Below are 16199 nucleotides of genomic sequence, written 5' to 3'. Positions count from 1 at the left end.
GGGCTTCGGGCTGCGGCGGCCTCGGCGACGCGTGACCCCTCGCTCGCCGGCCGTCACCTCGAAATAGGATGGTCCTCATGCGCATCCACATCGCCACCGATCACGCCGGACTCGACTTCTCGACCCGTCTGCAGGAGCATCTCCGCAGCTCTGGGCACGATGTGATCGATCACGGACCAGTGGAGTACGACGCGCTCGACGACTACCCGGCCTTCTGCATCCGCGCGGCGCAGGCGGTCGTCGCCGACCAGCGGGCAGGCGTCGAAGCCCTGGGCGTCGTCTTCGGCGGCTCGGGCAACGGCGAGCAGATCGCTGCGAACAAGGTCGAGGGCATCCGTGCGGCCCTGGTCTGGAACCTCTCCACCGCAGAGCTCGCACGCGAGCACAACGACGCGAACGTCATCTCGATCGGCGCACGCCAGCACAGCTTCGACGAGGTCATCTCCTTCATCGACCTGTTCATCGCGACGCCGTTCCCTGGTGATGAGCGGCACGTGCGCCGCATCGGCCAGATCGCCGACTTCGAGAAGGACGGGTCGCTGCTGCCCGACCCGCGAGCCTGACATGCCCGAGGGCCATTCCGTTCACCGCATCGCCCGGCAGTTCTCGCGCAACTTCGTCGATCGGCCCGTCCGGGCGTCCAGCCCTCAGGGCCGTTTCGCGGAGGGCGCGGCCGTGCTCGACAGTCGGGAGATGCTGCGCGCCATGGCGGTTGGAAAGCAGATGTTCCTCGAGTTCGAAGACGCCGTGTGGCTGCGGGTCCACCTGGGGCTGTACGGCGCCTGGGACTTCGCGGGCGAGATCGTGGCCGACGCCACGATCGCCTCCGCCAACGGACGCATGGGGCAGACGAACCAGCGCGGCACCGAGCTGGGCTCGGACGACATCGAGGCCATCTACGACGATGCGGGCGAGAACTCTCTGACGTCGATCGGCGCACCGCGCAGGTCGCGCGTGCACGTGCGCATGTCGGAGCAGACCAAGGGGCTCGTCGACGAGGGCGACGAGTGGCCCCCGCCCGTCGTCGGCCAGGTGCGTCTGCGTCTGCTCAACGACACGACCTGTGCCGATCTGCGCGGGCCGACCGCGTGCGTGCTGCAGACCACCGACGAGATGCTCGCGACGATCGCCAAGCTCGGACCCGACCCGCTCGTCGGCGACGTGGCCGAGGGTGAGGAGCGCTTCGTGCGCATCGTGCGCCGCAAGCCCACGCCGATCGCCCTTCTTCTCATGGATCAGTCGGTGGTCAGCGGCATCGGCAACGTCTACCGCGCGGAGATGCTCTTCCGGGCCCGCCTCGAACCGCACACCCCGGGGCGCGACGTGCCCGAAGAGACCGTGCGGGAACTGTGGCGCGACTGGGTTCGGCTTCTCGCCGTCGGTGTGGAGACCGGACAGATGATGACGATGGACGGGCTCTCCGGCGATGCGTACCGTGCCGCCATGGCGAGCCGAGACGACCGGCACTGGGTGTATCACCGCGCGGGGCTTCCGTGCCGCGCCTGCGGCACGGAGATCGCTCTGGAGGAGATCGGGGCTCGCAAGCTCTACTGGTGCCCCTCCTGCCAGCGCTGATCGCGACGCGCGACCCAGAGGCGAACCTGAGTGCGCCCTGTGAATAAGATGGCTGAGTCCGTTCGCAACGCCGCACGACAGGAGATCCCATGGACCTTACCGGCCTGCAGGCTGTGCTCGAGAACATCAGCTCTTGGATCTGGGGACCCTGGGTCCTCATCCCGCTGCTTCTCGGTACCGGTCTCTACCTCACGATCCGCCTCGGCGGCCTTCAGTTCCTCCGCCTCGGCGCTGCGCTGCGTCTCGGTCTGTTCACGCGCAAGGACGCGGGGTCCGATGGCGACATCTCGCAGTTCCAGGCCCTGACGACAGCACTCGCTGCGACGGTGGGCACCGGCAACATCGTCGGCGTCGCGACGGCCATCGGCATCGGCGGCCCTGGGGCGCTGTTCTGGATGTGGGTGACCGGACTGCTCGGTATGGCGTCGAAGTACTCCGAGGCGTTCCTGGGAGTGCGCTACCGCACCACTGATGCCGCGGGCGAGAAGTCGGGCGGCCCGCAGTACTACCTCGAGCGGGGCATCCCGAACCGCTTCGGCAAGTTCCTCGCGCTGTTCTTCGCGATCGCGGCCGTCTTCGCCTGCTTCGGCATCGGCAACATGACCCAGGGCAACTCGATCTCGGCGAACCTGGAGCACAGCTTCAACGTCCCCACCTGGGTCACCGGTATCGTGCTGACGGTCTTCGCGATGCTCGTGCTCGTGGGAGGCATCAAGTCGATCGGACGGGTCACGGCTGGTTTCGTGCCGGTCATGATCATCTTCTACGTGCTCGGCGCGATCTACATCCTGATCGCCAACATCGGCGGAGTGCCCGCGGCGTTCGCACAGATCTTCACCGATGCCTTCACCGGAACGAGCGCCGTCGGGGGCTTCGCCGGCTCGGTGATCATCATCGCGGTGCAGTACGGCGTGGCTCGAGGCATCTTCTCCAACGAGTCCGGCATGGGATCGGCGGCCATCGCGGCCGCAGCCGCGCAGACGAGCCATCCGGTGCGCCAGGGCCTGGTGTCGATGACTCAGACCTTCATCGACACCATCATCGTCGTCACCTGCACCGGTCTGGTCATCATCACCACCGGTGTGTGGAACATGAAGGACCCCGAGACCGGTGAGCAGATCGATGCAGCGCTGATGACTGGCGAGGCCTTCTCGCACGGCCTGCCAGGCGAGTGGGGTCATTACATCGTCACGATCGGCCTCGTGATGTTCGCTGGCTCCACCATCCTGGGGTGGTCGTACTACGGCGAGCGCAACATCGAGCGCCTGATCGGACGCAAGGCGGTGATGCCGTTCCGCATCGTGTTCTCGCTGGTCGTCTTCATCGGCTGCACCGTGCAGCTCGGGGTGGTGTGGGCGTTCTCGGATGTGATGAACGGCCTCATGGCCATCCCCAACCTGATCGGACTGCTTCTGCTGTCCGGGCTCATCGCGCGGGAGACCAAGAAGTACCTCGACAACGATCCCAAGCTCTCAGCGACGACCGACGAAGTGAACGCGTTCATGGCCGGCGACCAGGCTTTCGAGGACTGGAAGACCCAGGCCGTACCGGTGGTGAAGTCCAAGGTGTGAGACGCCTTTCGGCCGGGTCGGTCATAGGCTGGTGGGGTGCGTCAGAACCCCAGCTTCGCCATGACAGACCCGGCCGAACTGCGCCGGATCATCGAGCTCAACCCGTGGGCTACCCTCGTCAGCGACACGGCAGATGGCCTGGTCGCCTCCCATTACGTCGTGCTGCTCGATGATGAGCGCGACGACCTGACCGTCGTCGGGCATGTCGGGCGCCCCGACGACCTGATCCACGGGCTCGGCGACCGCGAGATCCTGCTGGTGTTCCAGGGACCTCATGGCTATGTCTCTCCCGGCTGGTACGGCGACGTGCAGGCGGTGCCGACGTGGAATCACGTCTCCGTGCACCTCAGCGGAGTTCCCGAGATCCTCTCAGACGAGGAGAATCTGCGGGTGCTCGAGCGCATGGTCGACATCTTCGAGAAGCGCATGCCGAGTCCTCGCGGCATGTGGCAGCTGCCCAACGACGACGCGTTCGTGAACCGTCTCGCTGCGGGCACGGTCGGATTCCGGCTGACTCCCTCCAGGGTCGTCGCCAAGCGCAAGCTCAGCCAGAACAAGCCGGCAGAGACCGTGGACGAGGTGATCGCGGCTCTGGAAGGCGAGGGTCCTTATGCCGATGCGGCGCTGGCGGCCGAGATGCGTCGCGCTCGCGACGCGCGCCAGGGGCGCGACGCATGATCGCTCGCGGCGACCGGGTCGATGTCGTCCGTGCGGTGCGCGTGAGCGGTCCGCTGACCCTGACCTTCGGCGACGATCCCGTCGACCTCATGGTGCAGGGCGGGCGGATCGTCGACGTCGCGCCGACCGGCGTGCTGCGTCCCGCAGGGGCGGTCCTCGAGGGCGAGGGACGCCGCGTCGTGGCGGGTCTCTGGGATCACCACGTCCACACCGTGCAGTGGGCGCTGAACGCGGAGCGATCACCGCTCGGCGACATGCGGTCGGCCGCCCAAGCCGCTCGCGCGATGGGAGAGGCGGAAGCCCTCGCCGACGGGCGTCGGGTGGGCGCGGGCATGCGTGACGCGCTCTGGCCCGACGCGCCGTCTCTTGCACTGCTCGACGAGCACACCGGTGAAGAACCGACGTACCTGATCAATGCCGACGTGCACAGTGTGTGGCTCAACACGGCTGCGTTCCGGCGGGAGGGTTTCGCACCGACCGACGACGGGATGCTCCGAGAAGAGGATGCGTTCGAGATCTCTCGTCGGCTCAATGCGGCGGATGATGCCACCGCAGACGCCGCCGTGCGTCGAGCCGCCGATCGTGCGGCGGCTCGGGGCGTGACCGGGCTGGTGGATTTCGACATGGCATGGAATGCGGATGCCTGGCGTCGGCGTGCGGATGCCGGATTCGACGCGCACAGGGTGGAGTTCGCCTTCTATGCGGCAGACCTCGATCGCGCGATCGAGCGCGGTCTGCGGACGGGGGATGAGCTGTCCGGAACTGGCGGTCTCGTGCACGTCGGCTCTCTGAAGCTCATCACAGATGGCTCACTCGGCACCCGAACGGCGGCGTGCTCGCACGCCTACGACGACGACCCCTCCAACTTCGGCGTGCTCACGATCGAGCCGGATCGCCTTCGGGATCTGCTCACCCTCGCCACCGCGTCGGGCATCGACGTGGCCGTGCACGCTATCGGAGACCGAGCGGTCGCCTCGGCGCTGGATGCGTTCACCTTCACCCAGGCGCGGGGAACCATCGAGCATGCGCAGCTGGTTCGGCACGCCGACCTCGCACGGTTCGCGCGTCTTGGCGTGATCGCCAGCGTGCAGCCGGAGCATGCGGTGGATGACCGCGACATGGTCGGCAGCCTGTGGCAGCACCAGCAGGCGCTGAGTCACCCTCTCGCGTCGCTGCTCGCGGCGGGTATCCCGGTGCGCTTCGGGTCGGACGCCCCTGTTGCTCCGCTCGACCCGTGGCTGACGATCGCGGCAGCGGTCCACCGCACCGGCGATGATCGCGAGCCGTGGCAGCCGAGTGAGCGCGTGACCGTCGATGCGGCGCTCCGGGCCAGCAGCCGTCATGGAGAGACCGAGATCGAGCTCGGCGGCATCGCAGATCTCGTGCTGTGCGACGTCGATCCGTTGACCGCGGATCGCTCGGCGCTGAGCCGGATGCCCGTGGCCGCCACTGTGCTGGGTGGCAGGCTGACCCATCTGTCGTGACCCCACCGGCTGACGAAGAGAAGGGCACCGCAGCAGCGCTGCGGTGCCCTTCTCTTCGTCAGTCGGCCTCAGGCGGCGATGTGCGAGATGAGGAACCAGCGGTCCTTCTCGAGGCCGCGCTGGATCTCGATCGCGACATCCTGGCTGGTGAGGTCGACCTCGTCGAGTCCGTCGACGGCAGCCTTCACGTCGACGAGGATCGCGTCGATGTCGCCGATGACGGCGCGGATGAGCTCGGCGGACTGCTCGAAGCCGGCGGGAACGGCAGTCTGACCGGCCTTCGCGGCGACGGTCTGCACGCGCGCGTCGATCGGCAGTCCGAGGGCGACGATGCGCTCTGCGGCGGTGTCGGCGAAGTCACCGGCGTGCTCGACGATCGTGTCGAGGAGTTCGTGGACGCCGATGAAGTTCGCGCCCCGCACGTGCCAATGCGCCTGCTTGCCGTTTACGGTGAGCGCCTGAAGACCGTGCACCACGGGGGAGAGGAACTGGGCTGCAGCCGCAGCGACGGTCGGGTCGACGGCGATGCTTGGTACGGTCTGGGCGTTGCTCATGTGAACCTCCGGGTGTCTCGTGTCACGTCCTGTGACTACAACGCTACTCAGCCAGAACCATTCCGCAAGCAAGTGTAGGCAACGCTTACCCGCCCGTTCTACCGCAGAAACACGCGGAACTGAGGGTAGTCTCACCTTCATGACCATCTCCGCTCAGGCTTCTGTCATCGCCCTCGGAAACCAGGTTCCGCGCATCGCGGCCGACGCGTTCGTGGCCGACGGGGCGCGCATCGTCGGAGATGTCACCCTCGGCGACGCGGCGAGTGTCTGGTACAACGCCGTGCTGCGCGGCGACTCTGCGTCGATCACGCTCGGAGCGCGCAGCAACGTGCAGGACAACGTGTCGGTGCATGTCGACAGCGAGCACCCGGTGCTCATCGGCGAGGACGTGTCGGTCGGTCACAATGCGGTGGTGCACGGCTGCACGATCGGCGACGGATCGCTCATCGGAATGGGTGCCGTCGTGCTCAGCGGTGCGGTGATCGGCGAGGGGTGCCTGATCGCGGGCGGCGCAGTGGTGCTCGGCGGCACGGAGGTGCCCGACGGCTCGCTCGTCGCCGGAGTGCCGGCGAAGGTGCGCCGCCGCCTCACGGATGAAGAGCGCCGCGGTCTGGTCGCGAACGCCGGGATCTATCTCGACCACACGCACACTCATGCGGCTGCTCAGCCGCAGGAGGGAGGACAGCGGACGATAGGCTGGTGACCTACGGGGCGGTGGCCAAGCTGGTTAAGGCAGTGGGCTCATAACCCAACGATCGTCGGTTCAAGTCCGACCCGCCCTACTCAGAGAACATCCGGGTCGCCCGAACTTCATGGGTGGCGACGCAGCAGGGTACGTGCTCGCCGTGGAAGTTCATCGACCAGGCGAGCCCTCGCGCGGCCCAAATGGCTGCAGCGCTATTTCGACGCTCGAGTGTCAGAGGCCGAGCTGCTCGAGCGCTGCGCTGGGAGCGCGGACAGAGGCCGACCACGACGGCGCACGAACTCCTCTCTGCCGGGCGCACGCGCTGCGGATCGGTGGGTCGCCTGCCACGAAAAGCGGGCCTGTACTCGGCCGCCCACCCCTCGCCGTGCAGCGCTGACCCCCAACTGTGCCCGAACCGGCAGTTCGCTAACCGGGTAGCAGACCGCGCCTTTCCATGAGAACTGCAGTGTCGAGTCGACATTCATCTATCGATGTGCTCATCAATGCGCGTCATGACTTCCCGTTATGTGTAGCTCTTCCACGCTATGGCGTGGATTGACCTCCGACTGTCGCGTAATGAATGTTGTCCTGGCTCATCTGTCTATTTGCGAGAGTTATCGCCCTGCCCCCGACCTGGGGGGCTTGCAGTCACAGCTCTGGGGAGGGCCCATGCCGAATCTCGACGACAGGCACGCGTCCAGCGGCATCAGCCGCCGCACGCTCGTCAAAGGAACGGCGTGGGCGATACCGGTGATCGCCGTCGCCACCGCGGCGCCGAGCTCGACGGCCTCGACCGCCTGCGCCGTCCCCGTGCCGGCGTGGTCTGCGTGGAGCCAGAGCACGACCGGCAGCTTCACCTCCGGAACCTGCGGTGGCACGCAGCCTGGCGCAGACGGCATATTCTGGCAGTGGTGCGATGCAAGTACGACCTCGAACTACGTTCTGAGAAAGTGCGCGACGGTGTCGATGACCGCGGGCAACACCTACTCGATCACTTTCACCACGCAGGCCAACCGGTCGAACCCCTTGCCGGACTCGCCTGCGAACCTGGTGTTCACCATCGGCGGCTCTCAGGTCTGGGCGGGGTACACCGTCGGCTCGACAGGAAAGAGCGGAACTCCGGGGGGAACCAACGCGAACCGGCTCACCACCGCTGCCAACGGGAGCAACTACACCAACCAGACGTGGACGGTGACCTACACCGCGCCCACGACCGGCAGCGTCACCATCTGCTACACCTGGACCGCGTTCCAGAGAAGCGCGACGAACGGCTCTGCGTCGACCGACGACATCGGGACCTCCTTGCCCACGATCAGCTGCCTCTGAAAGACGCGGCTGACAGGCATCCCCGCGCTCTCGGATCCGAAGAGAGCGGGGCAGCCTATCGGCCCATCGGCACCGGCCGAGGGGGTCGGGAATCGGCGAGTGATGGAGATGCGCCATCGCCCGGGGAAGGAGTTCACGTGCGAGAGCCGAAAAGGTATCGAGCCGCAATCGTGGAGCCGCATGTGCTGCAACGGCTGAGGGCGGTCGAATTGCTTCGAGACGGTGCGGGGATGGATGTGGTGCATTCATGCGCTTCCGTGAGCGAGTTGATCACCTGGGTGCGGCGTCACAGTCGCACCGTGTGGCCGCATGTCGTGCTCACCGAGCTCCTCCCACGCTCGGAGAACTCACGCGACCTCGAATCGGTCATGGCGCTCAGGCACGCCGGCATGCGGATCGTCTTGGTCTCTTCACTCCACCAGAGGGGCGCAGCGCGTCGCCTGGTGGACGCGGGGTTCGACGGCGTCGTGTCCAAACTGGACACGGAGGAAACGCTGTTGTCGACGATCGCAGCGGTTGTCGATGGCGAACATCCGGTCACCGAGCTTGCTCGTCAAGCTGTCGATCGTGCTCCCAGCGTGCCCAAGCTCAGCGCCCAGGAAGAGAAGGTCTTCGTGTTGTACGTCGCAGGCCACTCCATCAGCGCCGTGGCCGACGCGATCGGGGTGCAGGCCGGCACGGCGCGCAAGTATCTGAACCGTGTGAAGCAGAAGTACAAGAAGCACGGGATCGATGTCAGCACGAAAGTCGACCTGGCGAAGGTCGCATGGGACGAGGGACTGCTCGACTGAACGCAGCGGGCCGACGCGGTGGGCGTGGCGATGGAGAGAATACGTGCCCCGCTGCGGTCGGACTCAGGAGCGTGGGCGCTGGCAGCGTCCGCCCTCCGAATCATGCCGCGATGCTCTGGCCCCCCAGCTGCAGTATCGCCGTCGATCGCCGGATTCCCAACCTCCGCCGGTGATCGCGACGCCCTCACCTCCCAGTGGGGTGAGGGCGTTCTCGATGCAGCCCCGGCGTCGGCTCAGTCATCGGTGCGGAAACCGGATGTCTTGTGCGCACCGTCGCAGAACGGCTTGATCGACGACAGCCCGCAGCGACACAGTGCGATCGTCCGGCGGTGGCGCTCGACCGGACGCCCCGCCGATGTCTGCAGCTCGACATCCCCTCGCACGAGGAGCGGCCCGTCTGTGCAGGCGGTGATCGTGGGGGTCTCGCTCGTCGTGGTCATGCGGGCTCCTCGTCGTCTGTTCCGAGTGTGACGCGCCCAGCCGAGGGGTGATAGGGACTTGACGACCCGGACGGGGTCGTGTCAAGGCCTGTCATCGCCCCGTCGCCGAGACTTAGGGTTGCGGGAACGCCGGATCCCCCGTCCGGCTCAGCCTGCCGAAGGAGCACCATGACGCTCAGCCTCTCCGCCGACCAGACCACCTCCGCCATCACCGCTCGCGGTCCGTTCAGTGCCGAACTGCTGAAGGTGCTGCTGAATCGAGCGCCGGAACGGGCTGAGATGCTGCCGCAGCTCGCACGCGACGCTGTGCTGGTCGAGGATCCGATCACCGATGAGGATGTGCAGCTGTCGCTGTTCCTGCTGTACGCGGTGTCGTACGGTTCTCTGCCCGAGTTCAGCGCCCACTGGGAGTGGGACGCCTCGCTGCTCACCGCCCGCGCTGTGCTCGAGCGGGCGTTCGAAGACGCCGTTCGCGCGTCGGCTCCGCTGGTAGAGGCCCCCGAGCCGACGCGCGAGTCCGTCGCTGCGGCGCTGTTCGCACTCACCGCGCCGCAGCCCGGCCCGAGCCTGTCGCACTTCATCAGCCGCAAGGCCGACATCGAGCAGGCACGGGAGCTTCTGATCCAGCGGAGCGTGTACACGCTGCGCGAGGCAGACGCCCACTCGTGGACGATCCCTCGTCTCACGGGACGGGCCAAGGCGGCGCTCATCGAGATCCAGGCCGATGAGTACGGCGGGGGACGGGCAGAGCGCATGCACCAGGTCATGTTCGCTCGGGCGATGCGCGGGGCCGGGCTCGACGACACCTACGGCGCGTATGTGAACCAGGTGCCGGCGATCACGCTCGCCTCCTTCAACCTGATGACGATGTTCGGCCTGAACCGGCGCCTGCGCGGAGCATCCGTCGGTCACCTGGCCGCGTTCGAGATGACGTCGTCGCTGCCGTGCCGTGCGATCGCGGAGGGGCTGCGGCGGGTGGGGTTCGACGATGATGTCGCGGCCTACTACGACGAGCACGTCGAAGCCGATGCCGTGCACGAGCAGATCGCGGCGCGTGATCTGGCTGGTTCGCTCGCAGAGGACGACCCCGATCTGCTCGACGACATCCTGTTCGGAGCGTCGGCGTGCCTCACCGTCGACGGCTGGGCGAGCGAGCACATCCTTCAGGCGTTCGAGGCCGGTCGCAGCTCGCTGCGCACGCAGCCTCAGTCGGACTGATCGCCGTCCACCGGCTGCGCCTGACCATTGTCCGCCGACTGAGGGGCGGCTGCGTCGGCGGTATCGCTCTGCGGCCCGCCGACGACGCCGATGCCGACGGCTTCGTGGTCGGGTTCAGGCTGCTCGGGGTGCTCGACCTTCGGCTCCTCGCCCGGCTCCTTCTCGGTGCTCGGCTCTTCGAGCTCCTCGGTGGTGGGCTCTTCATCGGGCTGTTCGTGGACGTTCGACATGGCAGCTCCTTTCCGGTGTCCACCGTGCCGTGGCCGGACCGGCTGGGCAAAGGGGTTGACCAGCGGCTCGAGCCGGGTAGCATCGCGGCTCTGCTCGCCGCAAGGCCGGTGGCACGAGGGCGCGGATGGGGCATCCTGGACGGATGGGGACAGACGCGCCGCACGACGGCATGCATCGCGACGGCGAGCGCAGAGAGGCCACCGCACTCATCATCAGACGGGTGGCCAGGGGCTTCTTCCGCACCTACTCGCCGGATGCGGCAGCCGGCCTGACGTTCTACGCGATTCTCGCAATGTTCCCGGCCCTCATCGCCGCGTTCTCGGTCATCGGCGTGTTCGGTGAGAAGCGCGGGGCCGCGAAGGCTGCGCTCGACGTGCTGCGCGAGGTCGCGCCCGCTGACATCGTGCAGGCCCTGCAGCAGCCGCTCGAGCAGGTCGCGTCGACCGCCGGCGCCGGCTGGCTGATGGTTCTCGCCCTGATCTTCGCGCTGTGGTCGGTCGCTCGGTATGTGACGGCGCTGGGCAGGGCGATGAACCGGATCTACGGGGTTCCCGAGGGGCGCATGTTCTGGAAGGCGAAGCCGACGCACCTGCTGGTCACGTTCGCCGTCTTCGTGCTCGTGATGATCGCCTGCGGACTGGCCGCCCTCAGCTGGCCGCTGGCCAAGTCGCTCGGTGCGTCGCTAGGAGCCGGTGAGGTGGCTCTGACGGTGTGGCGCATCGCCCGCTGGCCCGCCCTGGTGCTCGTGGTGTGTCTCATCGTCGCGATCCTCTACTACTTCGCACCCAACATCGCCCATCCCCGGTTCCGCCTGATGAGCGTCGGCGCGCTGGTCGCCATCGGGACGTTCGCCGTGGCATCCGTCGGATTCGGTTTCTACGTGAGCAATCTCGCCGACTACGACCGGTTGTACGGCTCGTTCGCAGGAGTGGTCCTCTTCCTTCTGTGGCTGTGGATCGGCAACATCGCCCTGCTCGTGGGGGCGCTCTTCGACGCTGAGCTCGAGCGTGTGCGCGAGCTGCGTCGGGGCGTTCCCGCCGAGCGCGAGCTGCAGATCCCCCTGCGCGACACCACGCGGCTGGAGAAGACGGCCGAGAACGACGTGGCGGATGAGCGCCTGGCGCGGCGGCTGCGCCGCTCTCGAAGGTGAGCTCAGAGGCTCACCGAGGCGTCGGCGCGTCGCCGACCAGGCGGGCGAGGGCACGCGCGTCGTGCGGCGCGTGCCCGCGCGCATCGTTGTCGAAGTAGACCCAGACGTCTCGTCCGTCGCCCGCGGCGGCCCAGCGGCGACAGCAATCGGCCCACGTCTGCAGCTCCTCGGCTGAGTAGCCGCTCGTGTAGAGCTCCGATGCTCCGTGCAGGCGCACGTATACGAGATCGGCGTCTCCTGGTTCGAACTGCGGCCATCTGCCGGCGGTGTCGGCGACTGTCAGCGCAACTCCGTGGCGGTTGAGGATCTCGGTGAGCGCGGGGTCGTCGAAGGTCTCCGATCGGGGCTCGAGCGCGTACTGCAGCGGTCGCTCGTCGACGTGGTCGAGCCACGCACGTCCGTTCATCCGCGCGTCATGACGCTCGGCCAGTGCCCGTGCCTCCCTCGTCGTGCGCGGCAGGCCCTCGAGGAAGGTCTCGAGGACATCGGGCTCGAACCGCTGTCGCTCCGGCAGCTGCCACAGGATGGGGCCGAGCGTCGGACCCAGGGCGAGCACGCCCGATGCGAAGAAGTTCGCGAGGGCGGTGCTGGCGTCGCGCAGCCGCAGCATGTGCGAGATGTAGCGCGAGCCCTTCACCGCGAAGACGAAGTCGTCTGGCACGGCCGAGCGCCACCGGAGGTAGCTCTGCGGTCGCTGCAGCGAGTAGAACGACCCGTTCAGCTCGACGGTCGAGAACTGCTCGCCGATGTAGCTCAGCTCAGCGCGTTGCACGAGTCCGTCCGGATAGAAGTCGCCGCGCCACGAGCGGTAACGCCACCCTGAGGTGCCCACCCGCACGGCGTGACGGCGGGAGGCGAGTGCGTCGTGTGGCGTCATCCGGTTCACCGTAGAGCTGCGGCTCTGGCGACGCCACGCCCTTGACGCGACGAGTGTCGGCGGTCACGCTGGGTACCCATCGCGAAGGAGGACAGCATGAGCGGATATCAGGACGGGCCGACGGCCGAGATCCCCGAGGCGGATGCCCTCGAGCAGACGCGTGAGCAGACAGAGGAGCCGCTCGACCCGGAGAGCACCGTCAGCGATCCGGCGCCGGACGGGATCCACGCCGATCCGGCCGACGTGGTCGAGCAGAGCATCGCCGTGCCCGTAGACGAAGACGAACGAGAGGCGGCCGACTGACGGGCTGCCGCTCAGCGCACGCGGCGGTCGTGCGCGAGATCGATCAGGCGGGGGAGCACGTCGCCGGCCCGCAGACCGTTGTGCTCGTGCTCGCTGGTGACCCAGGTGCGCACGCCAGGGAGCAGTCGCGCGGTCTCCATGGAGTACTCGTACGGCACGTACACATCGTTCACGTAGACGGCTGCGGCGCCCACTGTCCCGGATGCCTCGATCGCGGCCGCGTCGTAGATCGTGGGCCACTCGTGCTCGGCGAGCGCCAGGGCGACTTCGCGCCAGGGACGCAACGCGGGCACCGTCTCGGTCCACTCGCGGCGGATGTGCTCCCCGGTGAAGAGCGTGGGATCTGCTGCGAAGTCGGAGGGCTCCATGCGCTCCGCTGACCAGCGTGTGGCGTGACCGGAGGCGTAGCTCGATTCGTGGAAGACGTAGTACAGCGGATTGCGTCCGCCGTACGGCATCGCCGCGGCGAGGTCGTGACGGAAGGCGTTCGACGAGGGGTCGAGCTCGAGCAGCGACCAGAGCGTCTGCCAGCCGTCGTTGGTGCCGAGCGCCGATCCCGCTGAGCGCAGGCGCGACAACGACACGACCTCTCCATCGGGTAGCACGATCTCGCCCGCGAGGGCGAGATCCGCAAGCCGGCGCATGCGGTCGCGGTGCTCGGGGAAGCGACGGTAGTACCGCTCCGAGGCGTCGCGCATCTTGTCGTAGCAGAGTGCGTACACCTCGTCGGGCGTGCGGTCGAGGGTGCTCAATCCACCGGTGATGTAGACGCGCTCGAGTGACGACGCGTCGGTCGAGAGGTAGGCCAGCGTCGTGAACCCGCCGAACGACTGACCGAGCACGTTCCATCGTTCGGCCCCGAGATGCGCTCGGAACGCCTCGCAGTCGCGGACGATCGAATCCGCGCGAAGGTGGGTGAGGTGCTCGGCGACCGCCTCAGCACCGCGCTGCAGATGCCCGTCGCCCACCGGCGTGGAGCGGCCAGTGCCGCGCTGATCGAGCAGCACCACGCGATGCCCGGCAAGAGCGGCGTCGAGCCATGATGGCACCGACGGCCCGTGGAAGGGACGCGGCGCCTCGTGCCCGGGGCCGCCCTGAAGGAACACCAGGTAGGGCAGGTCTTCGCCGCCCTCGCGGCTGACGACGGCGGCGAAGACGTCGATCGTCCGCGTGTCCGAAGGGTCGCCCCACACCAGGGGAACGGTGAGGGTGTGCTCTTCGACGGTGAGGTCCTGCATGCGCCGGACGATGGTGCTGGTCATCACATCACGTTCCCTATGTACGAGTACTTCACGAATACTTCCGAGGCGATGCCGGACTCCTCCAGCACCCCCTGCAAGGCGGTCATCATGTAATGCGAATCCCAGCCCATGTAGAGGAAGTGCGACTCGTCGAATTGATCCCACTGGCCCTTCCACGCCGTCTCGCTGTAGAGCGGTCCACCGTGGCGGGCGCTGTAGGCGAGGGCGGCGGGACGGTCGTCGGTCCACGCGCGCCGGAAAACGCGATTGAACAGAGCACGGACATCCTTGATCTCCCAGTGCTCTCCGCGGTACTCGCAGTAGTCGAATTCGCGATCCCAGCCGGCCGGCCACCCGCGCCGGCGCACCGCGTCGAGCACCGGCGTCAGACCGTCATCGTCGATCTCGTCGACGTCGGGTCGCGCCCAGATCCGCACGAGCTCCTCGGTCAGCCGCACGGTGCGCGCGGCGATCGCCGCCGTGTTCCACGCGGGGACGCGGGCCAGCTCACGGGTCGCCGGGACCGCACTGCGGGCGTAGGCCTGATCGCGCTTCTCGGGGAACGACGCGCCGAAGACACGCAGAGTGAGCGAATCCTCCAGGAGGGTCAGGTTGCCGAGAGTCGGAGTCAGCGCGCGGTGAGCGTTCTGCTCATCCTCGCTGTACTCCTTCCACTCCCGAACGCCGTCACCGCTCCATGACGTGGCGGGCACCGGCGGCACGATGGTCTCCACGTCGTAGTCGGCGAGATCCTCGACTCCGGCGATGCGACCGAGCACGTACGCCGGGTGGGGGAGCTCGCCGTACTTCAGCACCGCGCTGATCCGCTCATCGGACGGGGTGATGCGCGCGATCGCGCGCATCAGAGGGTCGCGGCCCTCGGCCTGCGCACGGCAGAGCCGGGCGATCAGGCGGTCGCTGGGCAGACCGACGATCGCGCGGCGCAGGAACAGTGCCTGGATCCACTCCAGCACCTCTATGAGCTCGTCGCGGGTCATGACGCCGCGGCGGTGGTTGCCGTAGGCGCTCATCACGAGAGGGTACGAGGTGCGGCCGAACGTGTTCACATTGCGCAGCTGGGTGCGGATCCCGGCATCCGGCTCCCGCGTCGGGTCCAGCAGGATGCCGTAGATCTCGGCGTACTCGCGCCAGACCTCCGCGTCGTCGCGCAACCGGTCGAGATCGACCCGCGGGAAGGACGCCCGGAACGCGGCGTACACGCCGTGCTCGCCCGCCGCATCGATCTCGCGTCCGGTGGTCATGACGAGGTAGTGCCTCCAGAAGGCGCCGATCGTCTCTCCCGTGTGCCGCTCGACCGGAAGCCAGAACTCCTCCTCGATGCGCAGCTGCTCGGAGTGCGAGAGACCCATGAGGATGTAGTTGTGGATCAGCTCGTGGTCGCGCAGCGGCTGGCCGGTGGAGTTGAGGCTCTCGAAGATCTGCTGCGCGCTCGCCTGTGGGCCCAGCGTGATGGACACGTGCTCGAGACGCTGCAGTCCGCGCCAGATCGACGGCGCCTCGTCCGCGTGCACCTGGCTGCGGAAGAACGCATAGTTGTCGTCGAAGCGCGACTCTCGGTCCGCGTCGCCACGACGATCGAGCACGACCGATTCGTAGAGCTCTGCCCACGCGTGATGCGGCCGCAGCTTGGTGCGGCTCGGATCGTCGGCGCGCACCAGCACCCGCTCGAGCTCGGCGGCCAGCGCGGAGTCGCAGTCGCGCACAGCGTGGTGCAGCGCGGCGATCAGCAGCATGATCGTCGTGATGCGCTGCTGACCGTCTATGAGGATCAGGTCGCCCGTCTCGGCATCCGGCTCCGCCTCGGGTGCCGCGTCGCGACCCGACAGGATCGACCCGATGAAGTGCCGATGACCGTCGTCTTCACCAGCGACTGCCCTGATGTCGGAGAGCAGCTTCTCGCATCCGCCGATGTCCCACCGGTACTGACGCTGGTAGACCGGGACGACGATGTTGGTCGTCGGGGCGGAGAGCCACTGGATCGTGCCCGTTGCGTGTGCTTCGACATTGGTGGCCGTTGCCATGGCTGCGTGATTCCTCCGAGCGGCGGGGTGACG

At 67.6% G+C, this 16199-nt stretch carries 17 protein-coding genes and 1 tRNA gene; 12 read left to right on the top strand and 6 right to left on the bottom strand.

Features of this window, described 5'->3' with window-relative positions:
- The first annotated feature begins 77 nt into the window (after positions 1–77).
- From JOE67_RS01385 to JOE67_RS01365, 5 genes are all read left to right on the top strand, one after another.
- Positions 78–563: a ribose-5-phosphate isomerase gene (locus JOE67_RS01385; protein ID WP_204973768.1), complete on the top strand. Its 486-nt coding sequence runs from the start codon at positions 78–80 to the stop codon at positions 561–563.
- Position 564: 1 nt separating this feature from the next.
- Positions 565–1575 (top strand): Fpg/Nei family DNA glycosylase, encoded by a 1011-nt coding sequence (locus tag JOE67_RS01380; protein ID WP_204973767.1) that lies wholly within the window; start codon positions 565–567, stop codon positions 1573–1575.
- Between the two features lie 89 nt (positions 1576–1664).
- Complete coding sequence (locus tag JOE67_RS01375; protein ID WP_204973766.1) at positions 1665–3146, top strand: alanine/glycine:cation symporter family protein; 1482 nt, start codon at positions 1665–1667, stop codon at positions 3144–3146.
- Between the two features lie 36 nt (positions 3147–3182).
- Positions 3183–3824 (top strand): FMN-binding negative transcriptional regulator, encoded by a 642-nt coding sequence (locus tag JOE67_RS01370; protein WP_204973765.1) that lies wholly within the window; start codon positions 3183–3185, stop codon positions 3822–3824.
- Positions 3821–5308, top strand: a complete 1488-nt coding sequence (locus JOE67_RS01365; RefSeq protein WP_204973764.1) for an amidohydrolase — start codon at positions 3821–3823, stop codon at positions 5306–5308. The genes JOE67_RS01370 and JOE67_RS01365 overlap by 4 nt, the downstream gene beginning before the upstream one ends.
- Positions 5309–5376: 68 nt before the next feature.
- Here the strand turns inward: JOE67_RS01365 and JOE67_RS01360 are convergent, their stop codons facing one another.
- Positions 5377–5862, bottom strand: coding sequence for a Dps family protein (locus JOE67_RS01360; protein WP_204973763.1), 486 nt, complete (start codon positions 5860–5862; stop codon positions 5377–5379).
- 139 nt (positions 5863–6001) lie between these two features.
- Here JOE67_RS01360 and JOE67_RS01355 point away from each other — a divergent pair, with 139 nt between their 5' ends.
- From JOE67_RS01355 to JOE67_RS01340, 4 genes are all read left to right on the top strand, one after another.
- Positions 6002–6565 (top strand): gamma carbonic anhydrase family protein, encoded by a 564-nt coding sequence (locus JOE67_RS01355; RefSeq protein WP_204973762.1) that lies wholly within the window; start codon positions 6002–6004, stop codon positions 6563–6565.
- A gap of 5 nt (positions 6566–6570) precedes the next feature.
- Positions 6571–6644 (top strand) — tRNA-Ile (locus JOE67_RS01350).
- A 572-nt stretch (positions 6645–7216) separates the two neighbouring features.
- A complete protein-coding gene (locus tag JOE67_RS01345) occupies positions 7217–7873 on the top strand; it encodes a hypothetical protein (protein WP_204973761.1) in 657 nt (218 codons plus the stop codon).
- A 137-nt stretch (positions 7874–8010) separates the two neighbouring features.
- Positions 8011–8664: a response regulator transcription factor gene (locus tag JOE67_RS01340; RefSeq protein ID WP_204973760.1), complete on the top strand. Its 654-nt coding sequence runs from the start codon at positions 8011–8013 to the stop codon at positions 8662–8664.
- 233 nt (positions 8665–8897) lie between these two features.
- Here the strand turns inward: JOE67_RS01340 and JOE67_RS01335 are convergent, their stop codons facing one another.
- A complete protein-coding gene (locus tag JOE67_RS01335; RefSeq protein WP_204973759.1) occupies positions 8898–9104 on the bottom strand; it encodes a CDGSH iron-sulfur domain-containing protein in 207 nt (68 codons plus the stop codon).
- Between the two features lie 168 nt (positions 9105–9272).
- On the opposite strand from JOE67_RS01335, the gene JOE67_RS01330 reads away from it, so the two are divergent.
- Positions 9273–10322, top strand: coding sequence for an iron-containing redox enzyme family protein (locus JOE67_RS01330; protein WP_204973758.1), 1050 nt, complete (start codon positions 9273–9275; stop codon positions 10320–10322).
- Here JOE67_RS01330 and JOE67_RS01325 read toward each other — a convergent pair.
- Complete coding sequence (locus tag JOE67_RS01325; protein ID WP_204977169.1) at positions 10310–10552, bottom strand: hypothetical protein; 243 nt, start codon at positions 10550–10552, stop codon at positions 10310–10312. The genes JOE67_RS01330 and JOE67_RS01325 overlap by 13 nt on opposite strands.
- A 143-nt stretch (positions 10553–10695) precedes the next feature.
- Here JOE67_RS01325 and JOE67_RS01320 point away from each other — a divergent pair, with 143 nt between their 5' ends.
- Positions 10696–11703, top strand: coding sequence for a YihY/virulence factor BrkB family protein (locus tag JOE67_RS01320; RefSeq protein WP_204973757.1), 1008 nt, complete (start codon positions 10696–10698; stop codon positions 11701–11703).
- Positions 11704–11713: 10 nt separating this feature from the next.
- Here JOE67_RS01320 and JOE67_RS01315 read toward each other — a convergent pair whose 3' ends face one another.
- Positions 11714–12580, bottom strand: a complete 867-nt coding sequence (locus JOE67_RS01315; protein WP_204973756.1) for a DUF72 domain-containing protein — start codon at positions 12578–12580, stop codon at positions 11714–11716.
- A 96-nt stretch (positions 12581–12676) separates the two neighbouring features.
- On the opposite strand from JOE67_RS01315, the gene JOE67_RS01310 reads away from it, so the two are divergent.
- Positions 12677–12883 carry a hypothetical protein gene (locus JOE67_RS01310; RefSeq protein WP_204973755.1) on the top strand — a complete coding sequence of 69 codons (207 nt, stop codon included), beginning with the start codon at positions 12677–12679 and terminating at the stop codon, positions 12881–12883.
- 11 nt (positions 12884–12894) lie between these two features.
- Here the strand turns inward: JOE67_RS01310 and JOE67_RS01305 are convergent, their stop codons facing one another.
- The gene (locus JOE67_RS01305) at positions 12895–14145 is read right to left on the bottom strand and encodes an alpha/beta fold hydrolase (RefSeq protein ID WP_204973754.1); all 1251 of its coding nucleotides are present in this window, start codon (positions 14143–14145) and stop codon (positions 12895–12897) included.
- Positions 14145–16166 carry a DUF262 domain-containing protein gene (locus JOE67_RS01300; protein ID WP_204973753.1) on the bottom strand — a complete coding sequence of 674 codons (2022 nt, stop codon included), beginning with the start codon at positions 16164–16166 and terminating at the stop codon, positions 14145–14147. The genes JOE67_RS01305 and JOE67_RS01300 overlap by 1 nt, the downstream gene beginning before the upstream one ends.
- Positions 16167–16199 lie beyond the last annotated feature (33 nt).

Source organism: Microbacterium esteraromaticum (genome assembly GCF_016907315.1).
Lineage (GTDB): Bacteria > Actinomycetota > Actinomycetes > Actinomycetales > Microbacteriaceae > Microbacterium > Microbacterium esteraromaticum.
Note: the sequence above shows the minus strand (reverse complement) of the source record. Positions and strands in the feature narration are given on the sequence as shown.